The organism is Pseudomonas mohnii, assembly GCF_900105115.1.
GTDB classification, from domain to species: Bacteria; Pseudomonadota; Gammaproteobacteria; order Pseudomonadales; family Pseudomonadaceae; genus Aquipseudomonas; species Aquipseudomonas mohnii.
Map to the genome: position 1 here is coordinate 656,969 of NZ_FNRV01000001.1, position 19,515 is coordinate 676,483.

Genomic DNA, 19,515 nt, shown 5'->3' on the forward strand with positions numbered 1-19,515 from the left:
ATTGTGCGGGGCGATGCATGGCGTCACGTTGAAACCATAACGAAAGGCCCAAACAGGCCAATGTCAACAATACGGCAATACCGCCGCACTGACACAGAGGGACATCTTGCGGCGCAGGCGGCAGCTGAAGCCGTGTCTGCCCGGGAACCCGACCCTGGAAGGCGACATACCCTTGACCTGTAAACCCTCAAAGCAAGCGTTAAATGGCAGAATCCCCTCAATTTCATCAATTCGGAGACCACAATGCTTCGCGTGTTTGAACGAAGGCTCGACCCATTCCCCCCCGACGAAGCACCACCACCGCCTATCGGCCTGATGCCGTTCCTGTGGGCCTGCACCCGAGGCGCCCGTGGCATATCCTTGCGCTTGCCTTTCTGAGTGCCAGTGTGTCGATCTACGAAGCCTGGTTGTTTTCCTTTCTGGGGCAGGTCGTGGATCTGCTCTCGACCTGGCAGGCCGGCGACGGCGTGAACGGCCAAGAACGTCGAGTTCTGTGGAGCATCGCAATCGTATTGCTCACCAGCATTGGGCTGGTGGCGTTTCGCACCCTGGTGCAGCACCAGATTTTGGCGATTAATCTGCCGCTGCGGCTGCGCTGGGACTTCCATCGGCTGATGCTGCGGCAAAGCCTTTCATTCTTTTCCGATGAGTTCTCCGGCCGGGTCACGACCAAGGTGATGCAGACTGCACTGGCCGTGCGCGAAGTCCTGTTCACCCTCATCGAAATCGCGCCCGGCATCGGCGTTTACTTCATTGCGATCATCGCACTGGCCGGCGGCTTCGCCCTGAAACTCATGCTGCCTTTCATTGCCTGGGTCGCGTTGTTCGGGCTGGCTATGCTGTACTTTGTGCCACGCCTGGGCCAAGTCGGGCAGGAACAGGCCGATGCGCGATCGTCGATGACGGGGCGTATTTCGGATGCCTACACCAACATCACCACCGTGAAACTGTTCTCTCACTCCAAGCGTGAAGCGCACTTCGCGCGTGCGGCGATGGAGGATTTCAAGCACACCGGTTTTCGCCAGATGCGCCTGGTCAGCCAGTTCGAGATCGTCAATCAGGCACTGGTGGTTGCGCTTATCCTCGGAGCTGGCGGCTATGCTCTGTGGCTGTGGCACCAGGGCGAAGTCGGCACGGGGGCTGTGGCGGCGATTACGGCCATGGCGTTACGTATCAATGGCATGTCGCATTGGATCATGTGGCAAATGGCTTCGCTGTTCGAAAACATCGGTACCGTGCAGGATGGCATGGCCACCCTGACCCGCGGCCCCAAGGTGCAGGACGCGCCAAACGCCGGCGTGTTGGTGCCCTCTGGCGGCGCGGTGACCTTTGACAAAGTGAGTTTCAACTACGACGGTGAACGCCCAGTGCTCGACGGATTGAGCCTGAACATCCGCCCGGGCGAAAAAATCGGCCTGGTGGGCCGTTCCGGTGCCGGCAAATCCACTCTGATCAATCTGCTGCTGCGATTCTATGACGTAGAAAGCGGTGAGATTCGCATTGACGGTCAAAACATCGCTCAAGTGACCCAAGACAGTCTGCGCAGTGCTATCGGCATGGTCACTCAGGACACTTCCCTGTTGCACCGTTCCATTCACGACAACATCGCCTACGGCCGCCCGGACGCGACCGACGCGCAGGTCCGCAGCGCCGCGGCCAATGCCCAGGCCGACGGTTTCATCAGCCAACTGAGCGACCGGCAAGGCCGTACCGGCTATGACACCCTGGTGGGTGAGCGCGGCATCAAGCTTTCGGGCGGCCAGCGCCAACGCATTGCCATCGCCCGGGTGATGCTCAAGAACGCCCCGATCCTGTTACTTGACGAGGCCACCAGTGCCCTGGATTCCGAAGTCGAGGTCGCCATCCAGGAAAGCCTCGATGAAATGATGAAGGGCAAGACCGTCATCGCGATCGCCCACCGATTGTCAACGATCGCCGCCATGGATCGGCTCATTGTCATGGACGAGGGGCACATCATCGAACAAGGCACCCACGCTGAACTGCTGGGAAGAAACGGCACCTATGCACGACTGTGGCAGCATCAAAGCGGTGGGTTTCTGGGTGAGGATGAGGGGGTGGTTGAGGCGATGGATCAGGTATGAGTGTGAACGGTCGAGAGCGGTGATCGGCGAACAGCTGCAGTCCAGTCGTGCGCAGATCCCCAGCGGCAACAAGTCCATTGGCCCGGTCTCACGAGATCATCGCAAATCGTGGCGACTGCCTGTCCGGTTTTTGGGGTTGGCTGCTTAAATCTTGAACGATTGAAGACCGTCCGATGTCACTCCTTAGCGGTGACTTTAATCAGCGGCCTGGCAGGTCGCGGAGGATCTCGAATGATCAGGTCAGAAGCTGTCGACGCCCCCTTGCAAACCCTGTTGCTCGAACGCAACGGTTGGGTTCCGAACAACCCTCGCCTGCGGGTGCTGATTTACATCAAGGCCATTGCCGCCAAAGGCAAAGATCCGGCGGCTTTGTTCGAACAAATCTTCAGCGCCCATGGCTGGCCGCCGCAATGGCGTGACGGGGTTTACGACTATCATCACTATCACACCCAGGGCCATGAAGTGCTGGGTATCGCCAGAGGTTACGCTCGCCTGATGCTTGGCGGCCCGGACGGGCGGGTGCTGGAAGTCAGCGACGGCGATGTGTTGCTGTTACCCGCCGGCACCGGCCACTGCAACATCGAATCGAGCGATGATTTTCTGGTGGTTGGAGCGTACCCACCGGGCCAGCACGCTGACATCTGTCGCGAAGCGCCGAATCCTGCGCAGTTGGCGAATATCGACAAGCTACCCTTTCCCGGCCAGGACCCTGTGCAAGGCCCCCATGGCGCGGTAAACCGCTACTGGTTGTGAACCGGATGCCAAAGGCCTCAATGGGTTGCTAGAAGGCAACAGATAAATAAGGAATGCCAACTGGCGAGCGCCTGAGCATTGTGGCCCTCGTGCAGAGTGACACCACCGAACGCCGTGTGACGGTGGAAGTCAGAAACAAGGTGAGGTTCATCAAACCCGACGCACGGCGGTTTGGCCGCCATCCCGACCACCCACATCGGACGACAAAATGCCCGCCCCGCCATCCACTCTCCTGCAAAGCTGGAACCGCAACGCCCAGGCCTGGATCGAAGCGATCCGCACCGGCGCCATTGAAAGCCGCCTGACTGTCACCGACCAGGCCATCCTGCTCGCGGTGCTGGGGCGCCAACCCGAACGCGTGCTCGACCTGGGCTGCGGTGAGGGCTGGTTGTTGCGTGAACTGGAAAAACGGGCGATCAACGCGGTCGGTGTGGATGGCGATGCGACGCTGGTCGAGGCAACGCGGGCGGCCGGCTCTTCACCGGTACATCTGGCAACCTATGAAGAGTTGGCAGAAACGACGGTGAACATCGGCAGTCACTACGATCTGATCTGCGCCAACTTCGCCTTGCTCCATCAGGACATCATTCCTTTGCTCGCCGCAATGAATGCCCTGCTCGTCCCTGGCGGGGCGCTAGTGATCCAGACGCTGCATCCCTGGACGGCGGCGGCAGGCGACTATCAGGATGGTTGGCGCGAAGAGCGCTTCGACGGGTTCAAGGGCCAGTGGCAACCCATGCCGTGGTACTTCCGGACCTTAAGCAGTTGGCTCAATGCGCTGGACATGGCCGGGTTTCAACTGGTCAATCTGCAGGAGCCGCAACACCCGCAAAGTCCTGTTCCGCAGTCATTGCTCCTGGTGGCCGAATCAAGGCGATGAGCCTCGAACCTTGCTCGGGTGCGCTGGTCGGTGAAAGCCTGATGCTATCGGCCCTGCGGCCAGCCTGTGATTGTCTTTCAACTGGTTCCTTTCTTGTCATAAATTGTCTCAGTTAAGCCAAATGAAAGGATTGAAATAGTGGCCGCGTGCCGGTATTGATGACTTTTAAACAAATACAAGGACGTCACCATGTCAGGCGCAAAACGAAACGCCCTAACCGCTGACTCATCCCCGAACGCCCAGGCCGGCAGACGCTTTATCGCGGTATCCGCGGATATAGAACTGATTGCGGCAAGAGGGCCGAGTCCGGCGGATTTGTATCTTGAAGAAGAATCCAACAACCTTGCGAAATACGCTGCACAGAACCGAGCGGCCGCACGCAGCAAATGAGCCATCAGCGCACTGGCCAGTTAAAGGGTTCGAACTGGCCTTTCGTTCATTTCCTCCATCAGTAGTGATACGAAAAAAGCCCTGATTATTCAGGGCTTTTGGCTTTCGACTCGGCGCTCAACGGATCGGCAGGCTCCAGGGTGTCGATTCGACCGCTAACCGCGTCGCAGACCAGGCCGGACACGCTCAAACCATCCCTTCAGGACTGCACTGGCGCCGCCAGCCATTTCACCAATGCCGCAGCGGGCATTTCCCGGGCCAGTGGTGCGCCCTGTCCGGCCCATTGCACGGCGAAGTCCGTCTTACCCTTGGCGTTTGCCGCCGCATTGAGTGCCTTGTTGGCGTCGTAGGTGAACGGATAGTCCGGCAGCGCCACGGCCCCTGCCTCCAGTGAGGTGAAATTGCGATTGACCATGCCCCGTGCAGGACGGCCCGAAATGACGCGGGTGACTTGCGTCTGATGCGCTCGCGGACCTTTCAATGCCTCCCGATAGGCACCATTGGCGCAGGATTCAGGACAAAGAATAAATGCCGTTCCCAGCTGTGCGGCGCTCGCCCCCAGCTGCATGACCGCATTGATGCCGGCACCGTCCATGATGCCGCCGGCAGCAATGATCGGCAGTCGGCAGCCCGCACTCAGCACCCGCACCAGGGCGAAAGTGCCCATTTCACTGTCCTGCCGTGGGTCGAAAACCCCGCGATGGCCACCCGCCTCGTATCCTTGCGCCACTAATACATCTACCCCTGCCCCCTCCGCCATCCGCGCTTCGGCCAGACTGGTCACGGAACACAGCAGGACGATGCCGGCGCCCTTGAGTGCGTCGATGGCCGGTTGCGACGGCAAGCCGAAATGGAAGCTGACCACCGCCGGTTTTTCTTCCTGCAGCATGTGCAGCATGTCCGGGTCTTCGACGAACGAGGTGTAGATCTCACGTAGCGCCGTCGGTGGGGGCGCATCGAATTCGCTAAAAAAAGGGGCAAGAACATCCAGCCACTGCGACTCCCGAACAGGATCATGCACGGCAGGCCGATGGCAGAACAGGTTCACATTAAAGGGCTTATCCGTCAGTGCAGCCGTTTCCCGCAACATGACGCGTGCCTGCTCGACGCTGCTCGCTCCGATACCGATGGAGCCGAGCCCGCCCGCATTCGATACCGCCGCCGCGAGCCTGGGCGTGGAGACACCCACCATGGGCGACTGGATGATGGGCAGTTCGATGTTCAACAGGGACAACAGTGGATTGGACATAAAGCACACCTTGGAAAAAACCGGGAGCGAGGAGTTCGCCCCCCCGGGACAACGGACGGCGTGCAAGCCCGCGCCTACACGCCCTCCAACCCAAAAACGTCAATCCTTACTTGGAGGTTGGCATGGCGAACTCGGCGCCCTTGGCGATGCTGTTCGGCCAGCGCTGCATGATCGATTTCTGCTTGGTGTAGAAGCGCACGCCCTCTTCGCCGTAGGCATGGGTATCACCGAACAGCGAGCGCTTCCAGCCGCCGAAACCGTGCCAGGCCATGGGGACCGGGATCGGCACATTGATGCCGACCATGCCCACCTGAATGCGGCTGGCGAATTCCCGGGCGATGTGGCCGTCACGGGTGTAGCACGCGGTGCCGTTGCCGAATTCGTGGGCATTGACCAGATCGATCGCTTCGGCAAAGTCCTTGACGCGCATGCAGGCCAGCACCGGGCCGAAGATCTCTTCCTGATAGATCTTCATGTCGGCGGTGACATGGTCGAACACCGTGCCGCCGAGCCAGAACCCTTCGGCGCAATTCTCTCCGGCCAGGGCACCGTCAAAGCCACGACCGTCGACCAGCAACTCGGCCCCTTCCTCGATACCTTGCTCGATGTATCCGGTAATGCGCTGGAGCGCCGCCTTCGAGACAATCGGGCCCATCTCGGCCGCGAGGTTCGTGCCTTCGAGGATCTTCAGCGTGCGGGTACGTTCCACCAGTTTCGGCATGACCTTGTCCGCAACGTCACCGACGAACACCGCCACCGAAATCGCCATGCAACGCTCGCCCGCAGAGCCGAAAGCCGCGCCCATCAGTGCGTCGACCACTTGGTCGATATCGGCATCGGGCATCACCACCATGTGGTTCTTTGCCCCGCCCAGCGCCTGTACGCGCTTGCCGTGGCGGGCACCGGTCTCGTAGATGTGGTTGGCGATCGGCGTCGATCCGACAAAGCTCACGGCCTTCACATCCGGATGATCGAGTAGCGCATCGACCGCGTCTTTATCGCCCTGCACCACGTTGAACACGCCATCGGGCAACCCGGCCTCCTTGAACAGCTCGGCGATCAGCAGCGAGGGCGAAGGGTCGATCGGACTCGGCTTGAGCACAAAGGTGTTGCCGCAGGCGATAGCCACCGGGAACATCCACATCGGCACCATCACCGGGAAGTTGAACGGGGTGATGCCGGCGACCACACCCAAGGCCTGGCGCATGGTCCAGTTGTCGATGTTGGTCGAGACCTGCTCGGTGTAGTCACCCTTGAGCAACTGCGGGATGCCGCAGGCAAATTCGACCACTTCGATACCACGCGTCACTTCGCCCTGGGCGTCGGTGAAGACTTTACCGTGCTCGCGGGTAATCATCCGCGCCAGGGTGTCGCGGTGTTCGTTGAGCAAGGCCAGGAACTTGAACAGGATGCGGGCGCGGCGCAGCGCAGGCGTTGCCGACCAGGCCGGGAATGCAGCCGCTGCCGACTGCACCGCCGCGTCGACTTCCGAGACATTGGCCAAGGCCACCTTGCCGATGACCGAACCGGTGGCTGGATTGGTGACGTACTGGGTGCGACCGGAATGACCTGGCGTCGTGCGGCCGTGAATGTAGTGGGCGATCTCTGCTGGCTGGTTGCTCATGGCGGGTGTCCCCTGGTGATGGATAAGAGCCATCTCTTGTTGTTGTCAGGTGCCAGGCGGGTTGTCTGCGTGTCTGGCAGGGCCAAGGTAGGCCCGCCAATGAATCATGTAAAATGATGATTAATGATCTTATGGATCACTAATTGTGAGAGCTTTTTTGCAACCAGTTCGCCCGTTGTGTCAGGCGCCGCTTCCAGTCGTCCGCCAGGCCAGGGGCTGCCGCCAAAGCCAGCAGATCGTCGATCACCGGCCGATGCGACAACTGCACCCGCCAGAACTGGTCGATGGAAAAACGTTCGGTGTGCCTTTCCAGCCGTTCGAACCGGTCCCCCACTTCAATGAAACCCGGCTGGAGAACCCGGTAATACCAACCAGTGATTCGCTCCTTGGCAACAAACATCGACATGTGCTCGGCATCGAAACGGTGATTGATCTTCCAGCACGGACTACGCGGCTGGGACACCTGCACCACGCTGCTGCCAATCCGGAATACATCGCCAATGTGCACGCTGCATTCGGACAGTCCGCGGGCCGAAATATTCTCGCCCAGGCTACCCGCCACCAGTTGCCCGGCGCTGTGGGTAAAGGCTTGCGCCAGCCGCCCATAATGTTGCGCGGCATAGTGATGCAGCGCTTTTTCCGGGCCGCCGTGCACCCTCGTGTCGCCGTGCTGGTCGCCGACAATGCCGTGCAGCTCCACGCGGGCCGAGCCCGTGATTCGGCGTTTGAACATGCCGGTGCGCTGACCTTCGGGCTGCAACACCTCCAGCCCTCCGGCAAAAATGCGGTCGATTTTCGAAGTCGTTGTCATGGTCGAACTACGCTCATCAGTCGGTTTCGATCACTTTACTAATCGTCGTTAAAGGCCGTAAAGTGATCGATAAGCATGTCCTCAATCACTTTTTATGATGCATGGAGACGTTCATGGAAATGCGCCAACTGAAGATTTTTTGCGCCGTGGCTGAGCTGGGCAGCTTCACCGCCGCTGCAATGCAGGTGAATACGGTGCAATCCAACGTCACCATGCGCGTGAAAGAGCTGGAGGCCGAACTGAACCGGGAACTGTTCATCCGCAAGAAGTCCGGGGTCGTACTGACCTCGGCGGGTGAGACGTTTCTCGGCTACGCGCGGCGCATCCTGCAACTGACCGATGAAAGTCGCAGCGCACTGATGGACACCGGTAGCCCGACCGGCCTGCTGCGTTTGGGCTCGATGGAAACCACTGCCGCCATCCGCTTGCCGCAAGTGCTGACCAAGTACCGCGAGCAATATCCCGACGTCCAGCTGTCGCTGCTGACTGGCACGACGGTGGAGCTGATCAAGGCGATTGAAGCCCATCGTCTCGACGGCGCCTTCGTCGGTGGCTTCCACCAGAATTCAGCGTTGTCCCAGGAGGAAGTGTTTTCCGAAGAACTGGTGCTGGTCAGCAGTCATCACTTCGAAACGCTACCCGCGCTGATCGAGAAAATGCCCCAGCAAACGGTGCTGGTGTTCCGCACCGGCTGCTTCTATCGCTCGACCCTGGAAAACTGGTTCTATCAGGTCGGGCTGGTGCCCAACCAGATCATGGAACTGGGCACCCTCGACGGCATCCTCTCGTGCGTTGCCGCCGGCATGGGCGTGACCCTTCTGCCCAAGGCCATCGCGGAAAGTTGCAGCGTGCGGCATGGGATTCGATGCCACACACTGCCGCCAGAGTTCGCCCATGTGTCCACCGTGTTCATCCGCCGCAACGACTCGATGATCACCTCGGCCATGAGCGCCTTCATCGGCCTGGCACAACAGCAGATAGCCCGCCCGGCTGCGGTGTAAATCACCCCTGTATTGCAGCGTCGACAAATAACCCCTGCAGGAGCGAGCCTGCTCGCGATGGCCTCAAGTACGCCGCGTTTATCCAGCTCACACGCATCATCGTTAACGACCATCGCTGCGATGCGGCGACCCGACACGCCAGCGCCTACACAGGATCAGGTGTGATCCGGATTTCCGGCTCGACCAATAATCAATGTGGGAGATTCTATGTTTGGGGGGAACCCCCAAACATAGAATTTGGTTGGTACTCACTTTGGTTTTTCATCAAGGCAAACACCACTCTGGCCAGTTTGCGAGCCAGAATCACCAAGGCCTGGGTACCTTTGAGGCCTCGGTCCAGGTAACGCTGATAGAACGGTCTCCAGGTTGGTGAGCGGCTGGCAGCCATTGCGCTGTTGTGAAATAAGCGCCGGAACTCCGAATCGCCCCGTTTGGACAAGTAGCGTCTCTGATCTTTCTTGCCTGATTGTCTCACTCGCGGATCCATTCCCAGGAAGGCGATGAAGCCATCGCTGTCGGAAAACTCTCCGCGCATGAAAGCTGTTACCGCCGCTGTGGCCGTCAGGACGCCTATGCCTTCAACGGCTTGGCAGCGTTTTACCTGAGCGTCCATACCCGCTTCGCTAACGATGTTCTTCAGCGCCTTCTGAATGCCTTTTTCAATCTGCTCTACACAGCGCAGGTATTCACCCAGCGCCTCTTCGAGCAAGGGTTCGTCCCTCCAACTTTGCTTGATTGCCACCCGATGTCGAACAAGCTCAGCCCGGCGTCGCAGCAAGCTTTTGAGCTGCGTGTAAGCCTTGGGAGGCGGACTCCAGACCCTGAGCTTGTCGGACTCCTTGCCCAAATAACGCGCCAGCAAGACCGCGTCCAGAGCATCTGTTTTTGCCCGGACACCTATCCCATCGCGGTATTTATTAAGGCGGCTGCCATCAATGACGTAAACGTCATGACCCAGTTCATGAGCGATTTCCGTCGTGTCGAGGTGGTAGGTGTTGGTCGCTTCAAGCGCCAGTGCACAGTTGTCTGGCAATAACTTAAGCCACTTTTTCAGTGCTGATCGTTCATTGGCGACGATCAAAGTGCTCTCTTCGTCGCATCGATAGACAACGATCTCATCCTTCGCCACATCCACACCAACGACCACCTGCGAATCAAGGATTGTCATGGCCCACCCTCCGAGCTAGGGTTTAGAAACTTGTCGGGGTTCACCGTTGCGCTGGCTTGTCGCTATCGTCGGTCCGAGCCGATGCATTCCTTATCGGCGCATTAGGTGAAGGGGTGGGACGATGTCTCCCACGGTCTGTACTGGCTAGAGTCAGATGACGAGCTTTAGTCCCACCCACCCCTTCAAGTCTAAACATACAAGCGAGCCTGCTCGCGATGGCCTCAAGAGCGCCGCGTTTATTCAGCCGACACACATGATCGTTAACGACCTTTGCTGGCAAGCCAGCGCCTACACAGATTGGCTACGTAACCGCATTTCCGGTTCGACCCATGACCAGGGCTGAACTGGGCTGGTCATCCCCGGCAACCCGCGCGCCAGCTCCGCCACGCGCTCGGCGGCGGGGACGATACCGTGGATCTTGCCCACGCCCTGCCCCGCGTACAGCGACAGCTTTTTCGCCATGCGCGGTTTGTCGATGGCGCGGGCCCCGCCGCCGATGAGCCGCAGCAGGTTCCATTTGTCCCGGTTGGGGATCACCCGGTGAGGTGTGCCCCAGGTCCAGCCGAACGAGTAGCCGGTGCGGTACTCGGTGTCATCGGTCGTCGCCTCGACGATTTTCTGCTTGTACAGCGGATGGGCGTTTGACTCATCGGTGGCGATAAACGCCGTGCCCACCAATACCCCTGCCGCGCCGAGCGACATCAGCGCGCGGACGTCTTCGCCATTAACGATACCGCCGGCGGCCAACACCGGTCGCCCCTCCGAGACCGCCAGGATCGACGTCAACAACGGCATGATGCCAATCGTGCCGCGATTCAAGTGCCCACCACTCTCACTGCCCTGGGCCGCGATAATGTCCGCGCCCTGGGCGATGGCAAGGCGGGCCAGCTCCACCGACCCCGCTTGCACCATGACCACCAGTCCGGCGTCTTTGGCCCGGGCAATCATGTCGGCGGCATACTTTTCGGCGTAGAACAGCGACAGCAGTTTGGGCTTCTCTTTGAGGATCACCTGAAACTGCGCTTCAAACACGTCCGGCCCGCCGAACTGCGGAACCAGATTGACGCCAAAGGGCTGATCGGTGAGCGCGCGGGTTTCCTGAATCCAGCGGCGCAAGGCCAACGGCGGCAAGCGCAAGCCGCCAATCACCCCCATGCCCCCGGCATTGGCCACCGCAGCGACCAGTGGCGGGCCGGAAATCGCAGCCATCCCACCGAGGAAAATCGGGTACTTCACGCCGCAGAGCCGGGTAATGGCGTTACCGGCAAAATCGAATCTGGCTTCGTTCATGACTCACAGCTCCACATGTTTTCCAAGCATCCGCTTGAGCGTGTCGTTCTTCAGGAGAAAGTGATTCTTCACCGCGCCGAACACATGCAAGGCAAGGCCGGCGAGGAAGGCCGAAGCACCGATGTTGAACAGCACGTCGACGACTTCCTTCAACACCGCGTTGACCGGCAGCACTGTCGGAATCGACCATCCGCCCGGCAGTTCCACCCCTTCGCCGGCAGCGGCCCGTGAAGCCCACACGGCCACCGGCAGCAGCACCATGGCCAGGGCGAGTGCCACCGCCACCGAGCGGCTGATAATCACTTCGATGGGATTGGGCGTGCCCACGGGCAGTGGATGGTAAGCGGTGATCCGGGCCCAGAAGCGGTAGATCGATACCAGAAACAAGATCAGGCCCAACAGGTTTTGCACCCGGCCGAGTTCCGTCCGCAGTGCCTCGCCGGAGGCGTGACCGATGGCCAGCTGAAGGCCGAAAATCCCCAATAGCGCGAATGCGACGACCCAGTGCAGGGCGACGGTGACAGGGGAAAATCTCAGGCCATTGTCTTTAAGTTGCATGGCTGACTCCGTTTGCAAAATGCGCAAAACAGCAAAGGTATGGGTTGGGCGAAAACGCGTCAGTGGCTGACCGCCTGCGCGGCACCGAGCCCGGTCCGGGCACGGATCAGTTGATCGTCGAAACGCTCGCGCTCAAGCCCTGCGCCATGACTGCGGTCGGTGACCGAACCGAGCCAGGTGAAGAAGAACGCCACGTTCATCGAGATGATTGCCGGGTAGTCATACGGGAAAATCGCCTCGGGATTGCCCAGCACCTTGACCCACACGGCGGGCGAGAGAATCACCAGGCCAACCGCGCTCAACAGCCCGCAGACACCGCCGATCAATGCGCCGCGGGTGGTGAGCCCTTTCCAGTACATCGAGAGCACGAGGATCGGAAAGTTGACTGAAGCCGCCACGCCAAAGGTCAACGCCACCAGAAAGGCGATGTTCTGATCCTTGAACAGAATCCCCAGCACCACGGCGACGATACCGATACCCACCGAAGCGATGCGCGACACACGACGTTCGTCCCTGGCATCGGCTCGCCCCTTTTTGATGACCATCACATAAAGGTCATGGGAAATCGCCGAGGTGCCAGCCATGGTCAATCCGGACACCACCGCCAGAATCGTCGCGAAGGCGACGGCGGAGATGAAACCGAGCAGCAGATCCCCGCCCACGGCCTTGGCCAGGTGCATCACCGGCATGTTGCCGCCGCCGATCAGCTTGCCGCCGACAATCCCCGACTCGTAGAAGGCCGGGTCCTGGCCGACGATGACGATGGCGGCCAGGCCCAGCACGGCCACGATCAGGTAGAAGAAACCGATGAAGCCCGTGGCGACGAATACCGACTTGCGCGCCTGCCTGGCGTCCGGAACGGTGAAGAAACGCATGAGGATGTGTGGCAGCCCCGCCGTGCCGAAGACCAGGCCCAACGACAGTGAGATCAGCGACAGCGGGTCGGCCACCAGTTTGCTCGGCAGCAGAATCCGCTCGCCGTCGTGGTGCGCGGCCACCGCTTTCTCGAACAGCACGTCAAAGGAAAAGCCGAACTTGCTCAACGCCAGAAACGCCAGCAAGGTGCCGCCCAATAGCAGCAAACCGGCCTTGATGATCTGCACCCAGGTGGTCGCGACCATGCCGCCAAAGGTGACATAGACCGCCATCAACAGGCCCACCGCGATGACTGCGTAGTGGTAAGGCAAGCCGAACAACAGCTGGATCAACTGCCCTGCCCCGACCATCTGCACCACCAGATAGAAGCACACCACCGTCAACGAACCAAAGGCTGTCATGGTGCGAATGCGGTTCTGATCGAGCCGGAACGAGGCGATGTCCGAGAGGGTGATGCGCCCCAGATTGCGGATGCGCTCGGCAAACAGAAACAACAGCAACGGCCAGGCCACAAAGAAGCTGATGGAGTACAGCACCCCATCGAAGCCGTTGAAGAAGATCATGCTGGTGACACCCAGCAACGCAGCAGCCGACATGTAGTCACCCGCCAGCGCCAGGCCATTCTGAAACCCGGTGATGCCCCCGCCGGCGTTGTAGAAATCATCCATCGATTTGGTTTTGGAAGCGGCCCAGTAGGTGATGCCCAGGGTCGTCACGACGAAGACCAGGAACATGCTGATCGCGGTGATGTTGATCGGTTGTTTTTCGACGTTCTGCAAGGCATCGGCGGCCATGGCGCGAGCCGCGAATGCGCCGAGCAGGACAGGCAGGACGAGGTTGCGCAGAAGGCGTTTCATACGATCACCCCCGCGCAGATTTCTGCGGTCAGTTCATCGAACTCGCCATTGGCCCGAAGGATGTAGAGCCCGGTGAACAACCAGGCCCCGATGATGAACACCAGGCCCAGCGGCCAACCGATGTTGATGATGCTGGTTGCCGAAAGCTTGGTCGCCAGAAGGTTGGGCGCGAACGCGGCGACGAGGATGAACGTGAAGTACGGAACAAGGGTGGCGGCGGTCAGGCAAGCGACGAACCGTCGCTGCCTTGAGACCAAATCCTTGTAGCGGGGGTGGTTGCGGATTCTGGCTGATTCAGATGCATGGTTCACGTTGACTCCGTGGAGCAGTGGTTGCGTTATTGTTGTTCCACAGCCTCAGATTCGAAGACTCGATCCGCCACCGGCTGCGGTGTATTTGCACCCTCAACCTATGCCCGGCATATGATCATGTAAAATGATCAATTATGAATCTGGTGATCGTTTTTGGTGAACTTCAATACCTCCGATTGAAAACGATATTTCACCCAACCATTGATTCCGGCACAGAACACCAGCAGCGCGCCCGTCACCAGGAACACCGGGTGCAATCCAAAGTGCGCACCGACCTGGCCACCGATCAAAGGCCCGATCACCTGCCCCGAAAATTGCGCCGATTGCAGATAGCCGAGGACTTTGCCGGTGTTGTGCTCCTCCACTGAATGGCGGATCAACTTGGCGATGGCCGGCAGCAGTCCGGCAATGGTCATGCCCATGAGCCCGCGCAGAATCGCCAGTTGCCACCATTGGGTGACAAACGCCTGGGGCACCATGACCGCACCCGTCAACAGCAAACAGCCGATGATGACGTTCCAGCTGCCGACGCGGTCCGCCAGCGCCCCCAGCCGTGCGGCGGTCAAGATGCTGCCCAGAGCGGAACAGGCCATGATCACGCCGGCGATGCGCGCCTGGTCATCCAGTGCGACACCCAGGTGGCCGATGTAAACCGTGATGATCGGTTCGATCGACATGTTGGCCAGCAACACCATCATCGCGGTCGACAATAACGCGGCGATGACCGGCCAACGTGAACTCCCGCGCTCAATCCGCGCGCCTCTGTGGCGGCGCGCCCCGTCCGAGGCGCGATCGAAATCCTCACGAATGAGCAGGATCGTGGTGATGGCAGCCACCGCGATCATGGCGCCACCGACGAAGAACGTGCCGCGGATACCGACGAACTCCGGCAAGAACCCTCCCACCAACGGCCCGATCAAATTGCCGGACAACGCCCCCGTCGACAGCACACCCAAAGCCCAACCGGCCTTTTCCTTCGGCACCTGGGAACCGATCATCACGATGGAGGCCGAAGCGTAGCCGCCGATCAGACCCGCGATCAGGCGCAGCACCACCAGATCAGTCACGTCCCGCGCCAGCCCGATCATCGACATCACAACAGCCATGCCAATGGCCGCTCGAACCAACATCGGCTTGCGCCCATAACGGTCGGCCAGACGCCCCCATATCGGCGCTGTCAGCGCCGTGCCGAAAAATGTCGCCCCGAATGCCACGGCCGACCATTGGACCACCGCCGCCTGCGAAGTGACGCCCAACTGCTGCACGTAGAGCGGCAAAAACGGCAGCAACATGCTCAGGCTCACCAGCGTGGTGAAGGAACCGAACACGCAGACGGCCAGGTTGCGGCGCCAATATAAAAGATTGCGATCGGCATAACTCATGGGGGCTCCGGTAGTGTGCTCGGATTGAAGAAACGGATTCAGGCGGACACTACGCGGGAGAATGCATCTTAAAAAACGAATTAATTTGATCGGAGCAATCTGTATGAGTGATATGCAGAGCAGGCGTGGGCTCCAGCGCTCATTACATGGTGTATCAACTGTAATTCCCCATGATGCAGTTATCTTTCGTGATGACGCTTAATAGAGTGACAGACCCACTCCATCCTCTACCTCACGAGCACACCGGCATGCCCCATGACTTGAGTCACCTCGAAACCTCGCTCGCCGCCTACCCGCGGGCAACGCTGCTCGAAGGCCCGACACCGATTCAGAAACTGTCCCGATTGAGCCAGTTGCCCGAGATGAACGGCTGCAATCTCTACGTCAAACGAGATGACCTGACAGGTCTCGGCGGTGGCGGAAACAAGCTGCGTAAACTGGAGTTTTTACTCGGCGAAGCCTTGGCGCAAGGTGCCGACACACTCGTGACCTGGGGCGGTTTCCAGTCCAATCACGCACGGTTGACCGCCGCTGTCGCGGCTCGCCAGGGCCTGGCCTGCGAACTGATTCTGACCCCGTCCGCCGTGCGCACCGACGATGACTTTCGTCACAACGGCAACGTTGTGCTGGACGCCCTTTTCGGCGCGAAGATCCATCGGCTTCCCCTTGGCGTCGTTCCTGATGGTTATGCCGCCGAACGGGTCGAAAAACTCAGGCATGAAGGTCAAAAACCCTTCGTGATGCCGCTGGGCGGCTCCAGTCCCAGAGGCAGTCTGGGTTACGCCGCCTGCGCGGCCGAGATCCTGCGCCAGGCCGATGCGCTCGGTGTGCATTTCGACCGGATCATCGTTCCCAATGGCAGTGCCGGAACCCATTCAGGCCTGTTGGCCGGCGTCACCCTCGCCCACTCATCAACGCAAATCGCCGGCTATACCGTACTCGCTACCGAAGACCAGGCGGCAGCCACGACCCTGGAAAAAACCCGCCAGGTCCTACAACTACTTGACCCCCGCGCCACGTTGGCCGAAAGCGCTGTCAGCGTTGACGGCAGCCAGCGCGGCGAAGCCTATGGCGCCCCCACCGAGGCCATGCTCGACGCGGTACGGCTGCTGGCATCCCACGAAGGCCTCCTTACGGACCCAGTCTACGGCGGCAAGGCCTTCGCCGGACTGCTGGCGGCGGTTCGCGCCGGCGACTATCCGGCAGGAAGCAACCTGCTATTTGTGATGACCGGCGGCCTGCCCGGCATTTTCGCTTACCGCAACGCCTTCGACTGACCGGACGCTCACACGGGATTCGCTGTGCCCCGTTTTTCCGGTTCGACCAATGCCCTTTGTGGGAGCTTGCTCGCGATGGCCTCGGCACTGCCAGCACTGATGTTGCAGGTGCTGACGCCTTCGCCGGCAAGTCAGCGCTTGCAAAAAACCAAGCCTGAAAACCAGAAAACCTCCCTGGGTGCGACCCCGGGGAGGTTGGAACGGCGCGATGACATCAGCCTTGGGCTTTGCTCATTTTGGTGAACAGTTCGGTCGGCACTTTCTTGCCGTTGGAGGTGTACTGATTGGTGCGGTACTTGTAGACCTCGGCCTCGGAGAGGTAACCGTCGTTGTTGGTGTCCATCGCCTTGAACTCTTCGCCACCCTGGGGAGCAACGGTCAGCAGCTCCTTGAGCGACACGCGGCCATCGTGATCGGTGTCGGTACGGGCGAAGGATGCATCGCCGCACTTGCCTTCACCGCATTTTCCTTCACTGGTCTTGGTCGCCTTGGCGCCGGTTTCGCTGGCACCACACTTGCCTTCGCCACACTTGCCTTCACTGGTCTTTTCCGCCGACGCGAGTTGATAGCCTTGTGGCAGTGCGTCTGCGGCAAAGGCGGACGAAGCGAGGTTCATGCTGCCGGCCAGTGCAACTGCGATCAGGCCAATGCGGGATTTGTTCGACATACGGGACATGGTGGTTCTCCGGGTACGGTGTGCGGCCAAGCCGCTAAGGTCATTGCCACGAAGGCGATAAGCCGTGGTGCGAGGGCGTTTGGCTTTCTCGCTAAGGCAGGGCTATTTGACTGCAACCGTGTATCCCGGATGTATCCGTATCGAGGGGCATTTGTAAGCCAGTCTGCGTACGCCGCGTTCGGATACACAGCGATACACAGGGCCCACGTGCCTGACGTCACATTTCAAGGACTTGGCCGGATTCATCCTGCCAGGGCGCGTCGGGTGCCCCGACTTTCAACATGGCGAAACTGCCCGTCAGTGCTCCGACTGGGCGATGTTTTGTGGAACAACGTCGGGAAGCAAGCACCCCTTGGCCATCCACGGGCAGTTTCTGGCCCAGCGATAGTCGGACTCCAGATCACCTCGATCGTTGTAATACGCCAGCCGTAACTGATCGGCGTTAAAGTCGAGTTTGGCAAAACCTGCCCGTGATGCGGCGAACGTGCTTTGCTCCGGGGAGATACTCAAGTTGTCGAGCTTCTGACCGCCCGCACCGGAGATGACCCACGCGGGTTCCCCGGCACGCAGCAGCAGCTGCTGATTGTGATTGTGTCCGGACAGGAACACATCAACCTTATTGCGTTGCAACACAGGCAGGAGCCGGGCGATCAAGTCCGACTCTTCACCATGTTCGCCCTCATTGCGCACCGGGTGATGGGATGCTGCAATGCGCCACACCGGAGCCGGGCCGGGTGCCTGGAATGCCTGATCGATCAGGTCGATTTGCTGTTGCAGGCTTTCACGTGGCGCCGACGTATCGAGGAACACCATTCGCACCAACGGACGCCCGTCGACGTTACCGAAATCCTTGGTGTAAAAGTTCATCGGCATTTGCCAGCGGCCCGACCCCTTTTGTTGTTGGCCGTATTCGATTTCGACCTTTTGCGACACCGGGTAATCGTGGTTGCCCAGGACCGCGTAGAACGGCACGTGACTGAGCCAGTGCCCCCAATAGACCCGCTCGAATTTGATTTGCCAGCTCAGGTCATGGGTACTGGTCAATGCCTTGCCGTAGAAGTTGTCGCCCAGCAGCACCACCATGTCCAGGCGCCCTTCTCTGGCCGCAACCTGTTCCATGGCCTGCCCGACCCGCCACTGCTGCATGTTTCCGCTGCCTTGATCGCCCAACGCGATCATCGACACAGCGGAAGGCTCCAGACCTGACAACGGAACAAAGGGCGATGGCGGGGTGTAGAGCCAATAACCGCCACCGGCCAATAAAATAGCGATGGCGATGCCTGCGCAGCGCACAATCCTTCGGAGTACCAAGCGTTTTGCAGACAGCGATGGAGTCGTTGTGCGTTTCAATCAGGAACTCACTGGTCAGGGTCGATCAGGGGGGGTTAATAAAGCTCGAACTACCTTCCCAATAAATCACAGCAGTTGTTCATACTTTGTTAAAAAATGGTGACGCACACCTTTCCAATCGCTTTTCCCCTTTCGCTGGTTGAAAGCCAAGCCCGCCATCGAACGAAAGTGCCGGTCAACGGCGAACCCGGCTCTCGCACAGTGGTCACAACAAATGATGGCATCGCGACTGATCAAGGCCTCCGGCCTCCACAGCGACGCTTGCGATTCACACACTTTAGGGTGCGCCGGATATTTTCAGTGAGTTCCGTTCCTGTCTGAGGCAGGTGCTGATCGCCACTCTCGTCCCTTGCTCCCTTATCGGAGTACGCAAATGACTCAATCAATGCGCTTCTTCCTGTCGATGGTCCTCGCGACAGCCTCATTGGCATCGACAAGCCTCCTGAACACTGCGGGAGCGGCCACCGCCGAAGATCTGAATACCGACTCTCGACAAGCATTACAGACGCTCTACAAGACCAATCCCCTATCCGAGACCCTCTCGCACAAAGCCAAAGCCGTGCTTGTCTTCCCGAAAATCATCAAGGCGGGCCTTGTATTCGGCGGCAGCTATGGTGAGGGAGTATTAATGAAGGGCACGAAAGTCGAGGATTACTACAACTCCGTCAGCGGTTCGTGGGGGCTGCAGGCGGGCGCCCAATCCTATGGCTATGTGGTTTTCCTGATGAACGACAAAGCCTTGAAATACATCACTGAAACCAAGGGCTGGGAAATCGGCGTAGGGCCGACGGTTGTGGTGGTCGATGAAGGGGTTGCGAAGAACCTGTCCAGCTCGACGCTGAAGGACGACGCCTACGCGTTTATCTTCGACCAACAAGGATTGATGGCCGGGATCAGTATCGAAGGGACGAAGATATCCCTGATCAAGCGCTAGAGTCGCCCGCCCGGTGGGCAGACGAC

The 19,515-nt window shown here is 59.6% G+C and carries 15 protein-coding genes and 2 pseudogenes; 6 read left to right on the forward strand and 11 right to left on the reverse strand.

Annotated elements, in window-relative coordinates; all coding sequences use genetic code 11:
* The first annotated feature begins 243 nt into the window (after positions 1-243).
* From BLV61_RS02825 to BLV61_RS02835, 3 genes and pseudogenes are all read left to right on the forward strand, one after another.
* A pseudogene (locus BLV61_RS02825) lies at positions 244-2,102 on the forward strand (ABC transporter ATP-binding protein).
* A gap of 231 nt (positions 2,103-2,333) precedes the next feature.
* The gene (locus BLV61_RS02830) at positions 2,334-2,855 is read left to right on the forward strand and encodes a cupin (protein WP_047529870.1); all 522 of its coding nucleotides are present in this window, start codon (positions 2,334-2,336) and stop codon (positions 2,853-2,855) included.
* Between the two features lie 208 nt (positions 2,856-3,063).
* Positions 3,064-3,735 (forward strand): class I SAM-dependent methyltransferase, encoded by a 672-nt coding sequence (locus tag BLV61_RS02835; RefSeq protein ID WP_090462378.1) that lies wholly within the window; start codon positions 3,064-3,066, stop codon positions 3,733-3,735.
* 589 nt (positions 3,736-4,324) lie between these two features.
* On the opposite strand, the gene BLV61_RS02840 is transcribed toward BLV61_RS02835, so the two are convergent.
* From BLV61_RS02840 to BLV61_RS02850, 3 genes are all read right to left on the reverse strand, one after another.
* Positions 4,325-5,374, reverse strand: coding sequence for an NAD(P)H-dependent flavin oxidoreductase (locus BLV61_RS02840; RefSeq protein WP_090462380.1), 1,050 nt, complete (start codon positions 5,372-5,374; stop codon positions 4,325-4,327).
* Between the two features lie 106 nt (positions 5,375-5,480).
* On the reverse strand, positions 5,481-6,998 hold the full coding sequence (locus BLV61_RS02845; protein WP_090462382.1) for a CoA-acylating methylmalonate-semialdehyde dehydrogenase: 1,518 nt from the start codon (positions 6,996-6,998) through the stop codon (positions 5,481-5,483).
* 139 nt (positions 6,999-7,137) lie between these two features.
* A complete protein-coding gene (locus tag BLV61_RS02850) occupies positions 7,138-7,809 on the reverse strand; it encodes an MOSC domain-containing protein (protein ID WP_090462384.1) in 672 nt (223 codons plus the stop codon).
* Positions 7,810-7,922: 113 nt separating this feature from the next.
* Between BLV61_RS02850 and BLV61_RS02855 the strand changes: the two genes are divergently transcribed.
* The gene (locus tag BLV61_RS02855; protein WP_047529879.1) at positions 7,923-8,810 is read left to right on the forward strand and encodes a LysR family transcriptional regulator; all 888 of its coding nucleotides are present in this window, start codon (positions 7,923-7,925) and stop codon (positions 8,808-8,810) included.
* A gap of 205 nt (positions 8,811-9,015) precedes the next feature.
* On the opposite strand, the gene BLV61_RS02860 is transcribed toward BLV61_RS02855, so the two are convergent.
* From BLV61_RS02860 to BLV61_RS02885, 6 genes and pseudogenes are all read right to left on the reverse strand, one after another.
* Complete coding sequence (locus tag BLV61_RS02860) at positions 9,016-9,978, reverse strand: IS110 family transposase (protein ID WP_090462387.1); 963 nt, start codon at positions 9,976-9,978, stop codon at positions 9,016-9,018.
* A gap of 537 nt (positions 9,979-10,515) precedes the next feature.
* Positions 10,516-11,268, reverse strand: a pseudogene (locus BLV61_RS02865) (nitronate monooxygenase); the annotation flags it as partial.
* 3 nt (positions 11,269-11,271) lie between these two features.
* Positions 11,272-11,826, reverse strand: coding sequence for a cytochrome b (locus BLV61_RS02870; RefSeq protein WP_047529880.1), 555 nt, complete (start codon positions 11,824-11,826; stop codon positions 11,272-11,274).
* A 59-nt stretch (positions 11,827-11,885) separates the two neighbouring features.
* On the reverse strand, positions 11,886-13,559 hold the full coding sequence (locus BLV61_RS02875) for a cation acetate symporter (RefSeq protein ID WP_090462391.1): 1,674 nt from the start codon (positions 13,557-13,559) through the stop codon (positions 11,886-11,888).
* Positions 13,556-13,870 (reverse strand): DUF485 domain-containing protein, encoded by a 315-nt coding sequence (locus tag BLV61_RS02880; RefSeq protein ID WP_090462393.1) that lies wholly within the window; start codon positions 13,868-13,870, stop codon positions 13,556-13,558. The genes BLV61_RS02875 and BLV61_RS02880 overlap by 4 nt, the downstream gene beginning before the upstream one ends.
* Positions 13,871-13,998: 128 nt before the next feature.
* On the reverse strand, positions 13,999-15,252 hold the full coding sequence (locus BLV61_RS02885) for an MFS transporter (protein WP_090462395.1): 1,254 nt from the start codon (positions 15,250-15,252) through the stop codon (positions 13,999-14,001).
* A 248-nt stretch (positions 15,253-15,500) separates the two neighbouring features.
* Between BLV61_RS02885 and BLV61_RS02890 the strand changes: the two genes are divergently transcribed.
* On the forward strand, positions 15,501-16,529 hold the full coding sequence (locus tag BLV61_RS02890; protein ID WP_090462397.1) for a D-cysteine desulfhydrase family protein: 1,029 nt from the start codon (positions 15,501-15,503) through the stop codon (positions 16,527-16,529).
* Between the two features lie 214 nt (positions 16,530-16,743).
* Here BLV61_RS02890 and BLV61_RS02895 read toward each other — a convergent pair whose 3' ends face one another.
* Positions 16,744-17,205 (reverse strand): HvfA family oxazolone/thioamide-modified RiPP metallophore, encoded by a 462-nt coding sequence (locus tag BLV61_RS02895; RefSeq protein WP_047529891.1) that lies wholly within the window; start codon positions 17,203-17,205, stop codon positions 16,744-16,746.
* A gap of 297 nt (positions 17,206-17,502) precedes the next feature.
* On the reverse strand, positions 17,503-18,555 hold the full coding sequence (locus BLV61_RS02900) for a metallophosphoesterase (protein WP_244159791.1): 1,053 nt from the start codon (positions 18,553-18,555) through the stop codon (positions 17,503-17,505).
* Between the two features lie 373 nt (positions 18,556-18,928).
* Between BLV61_RS02900 and BLV61_RS02905 the strand changes: the two genes are divergently transcribed.
* Positions 18,929-19,489 carry a lipid-binding SYLF domain-containing protein gene (locus tag BLV61_RS02905; protein ID WP_090462402.1) on the forward strand — a complete coding sequence of 187 codons (561 nt, stop codon included), beginning with the start codon at positions 18,929-18,931 and terminating at the stop codon, positions 19,487-19,489.
* The last annotated feature ends 26 nt before the right edge of the window (positions 19,490-19,515 follow it).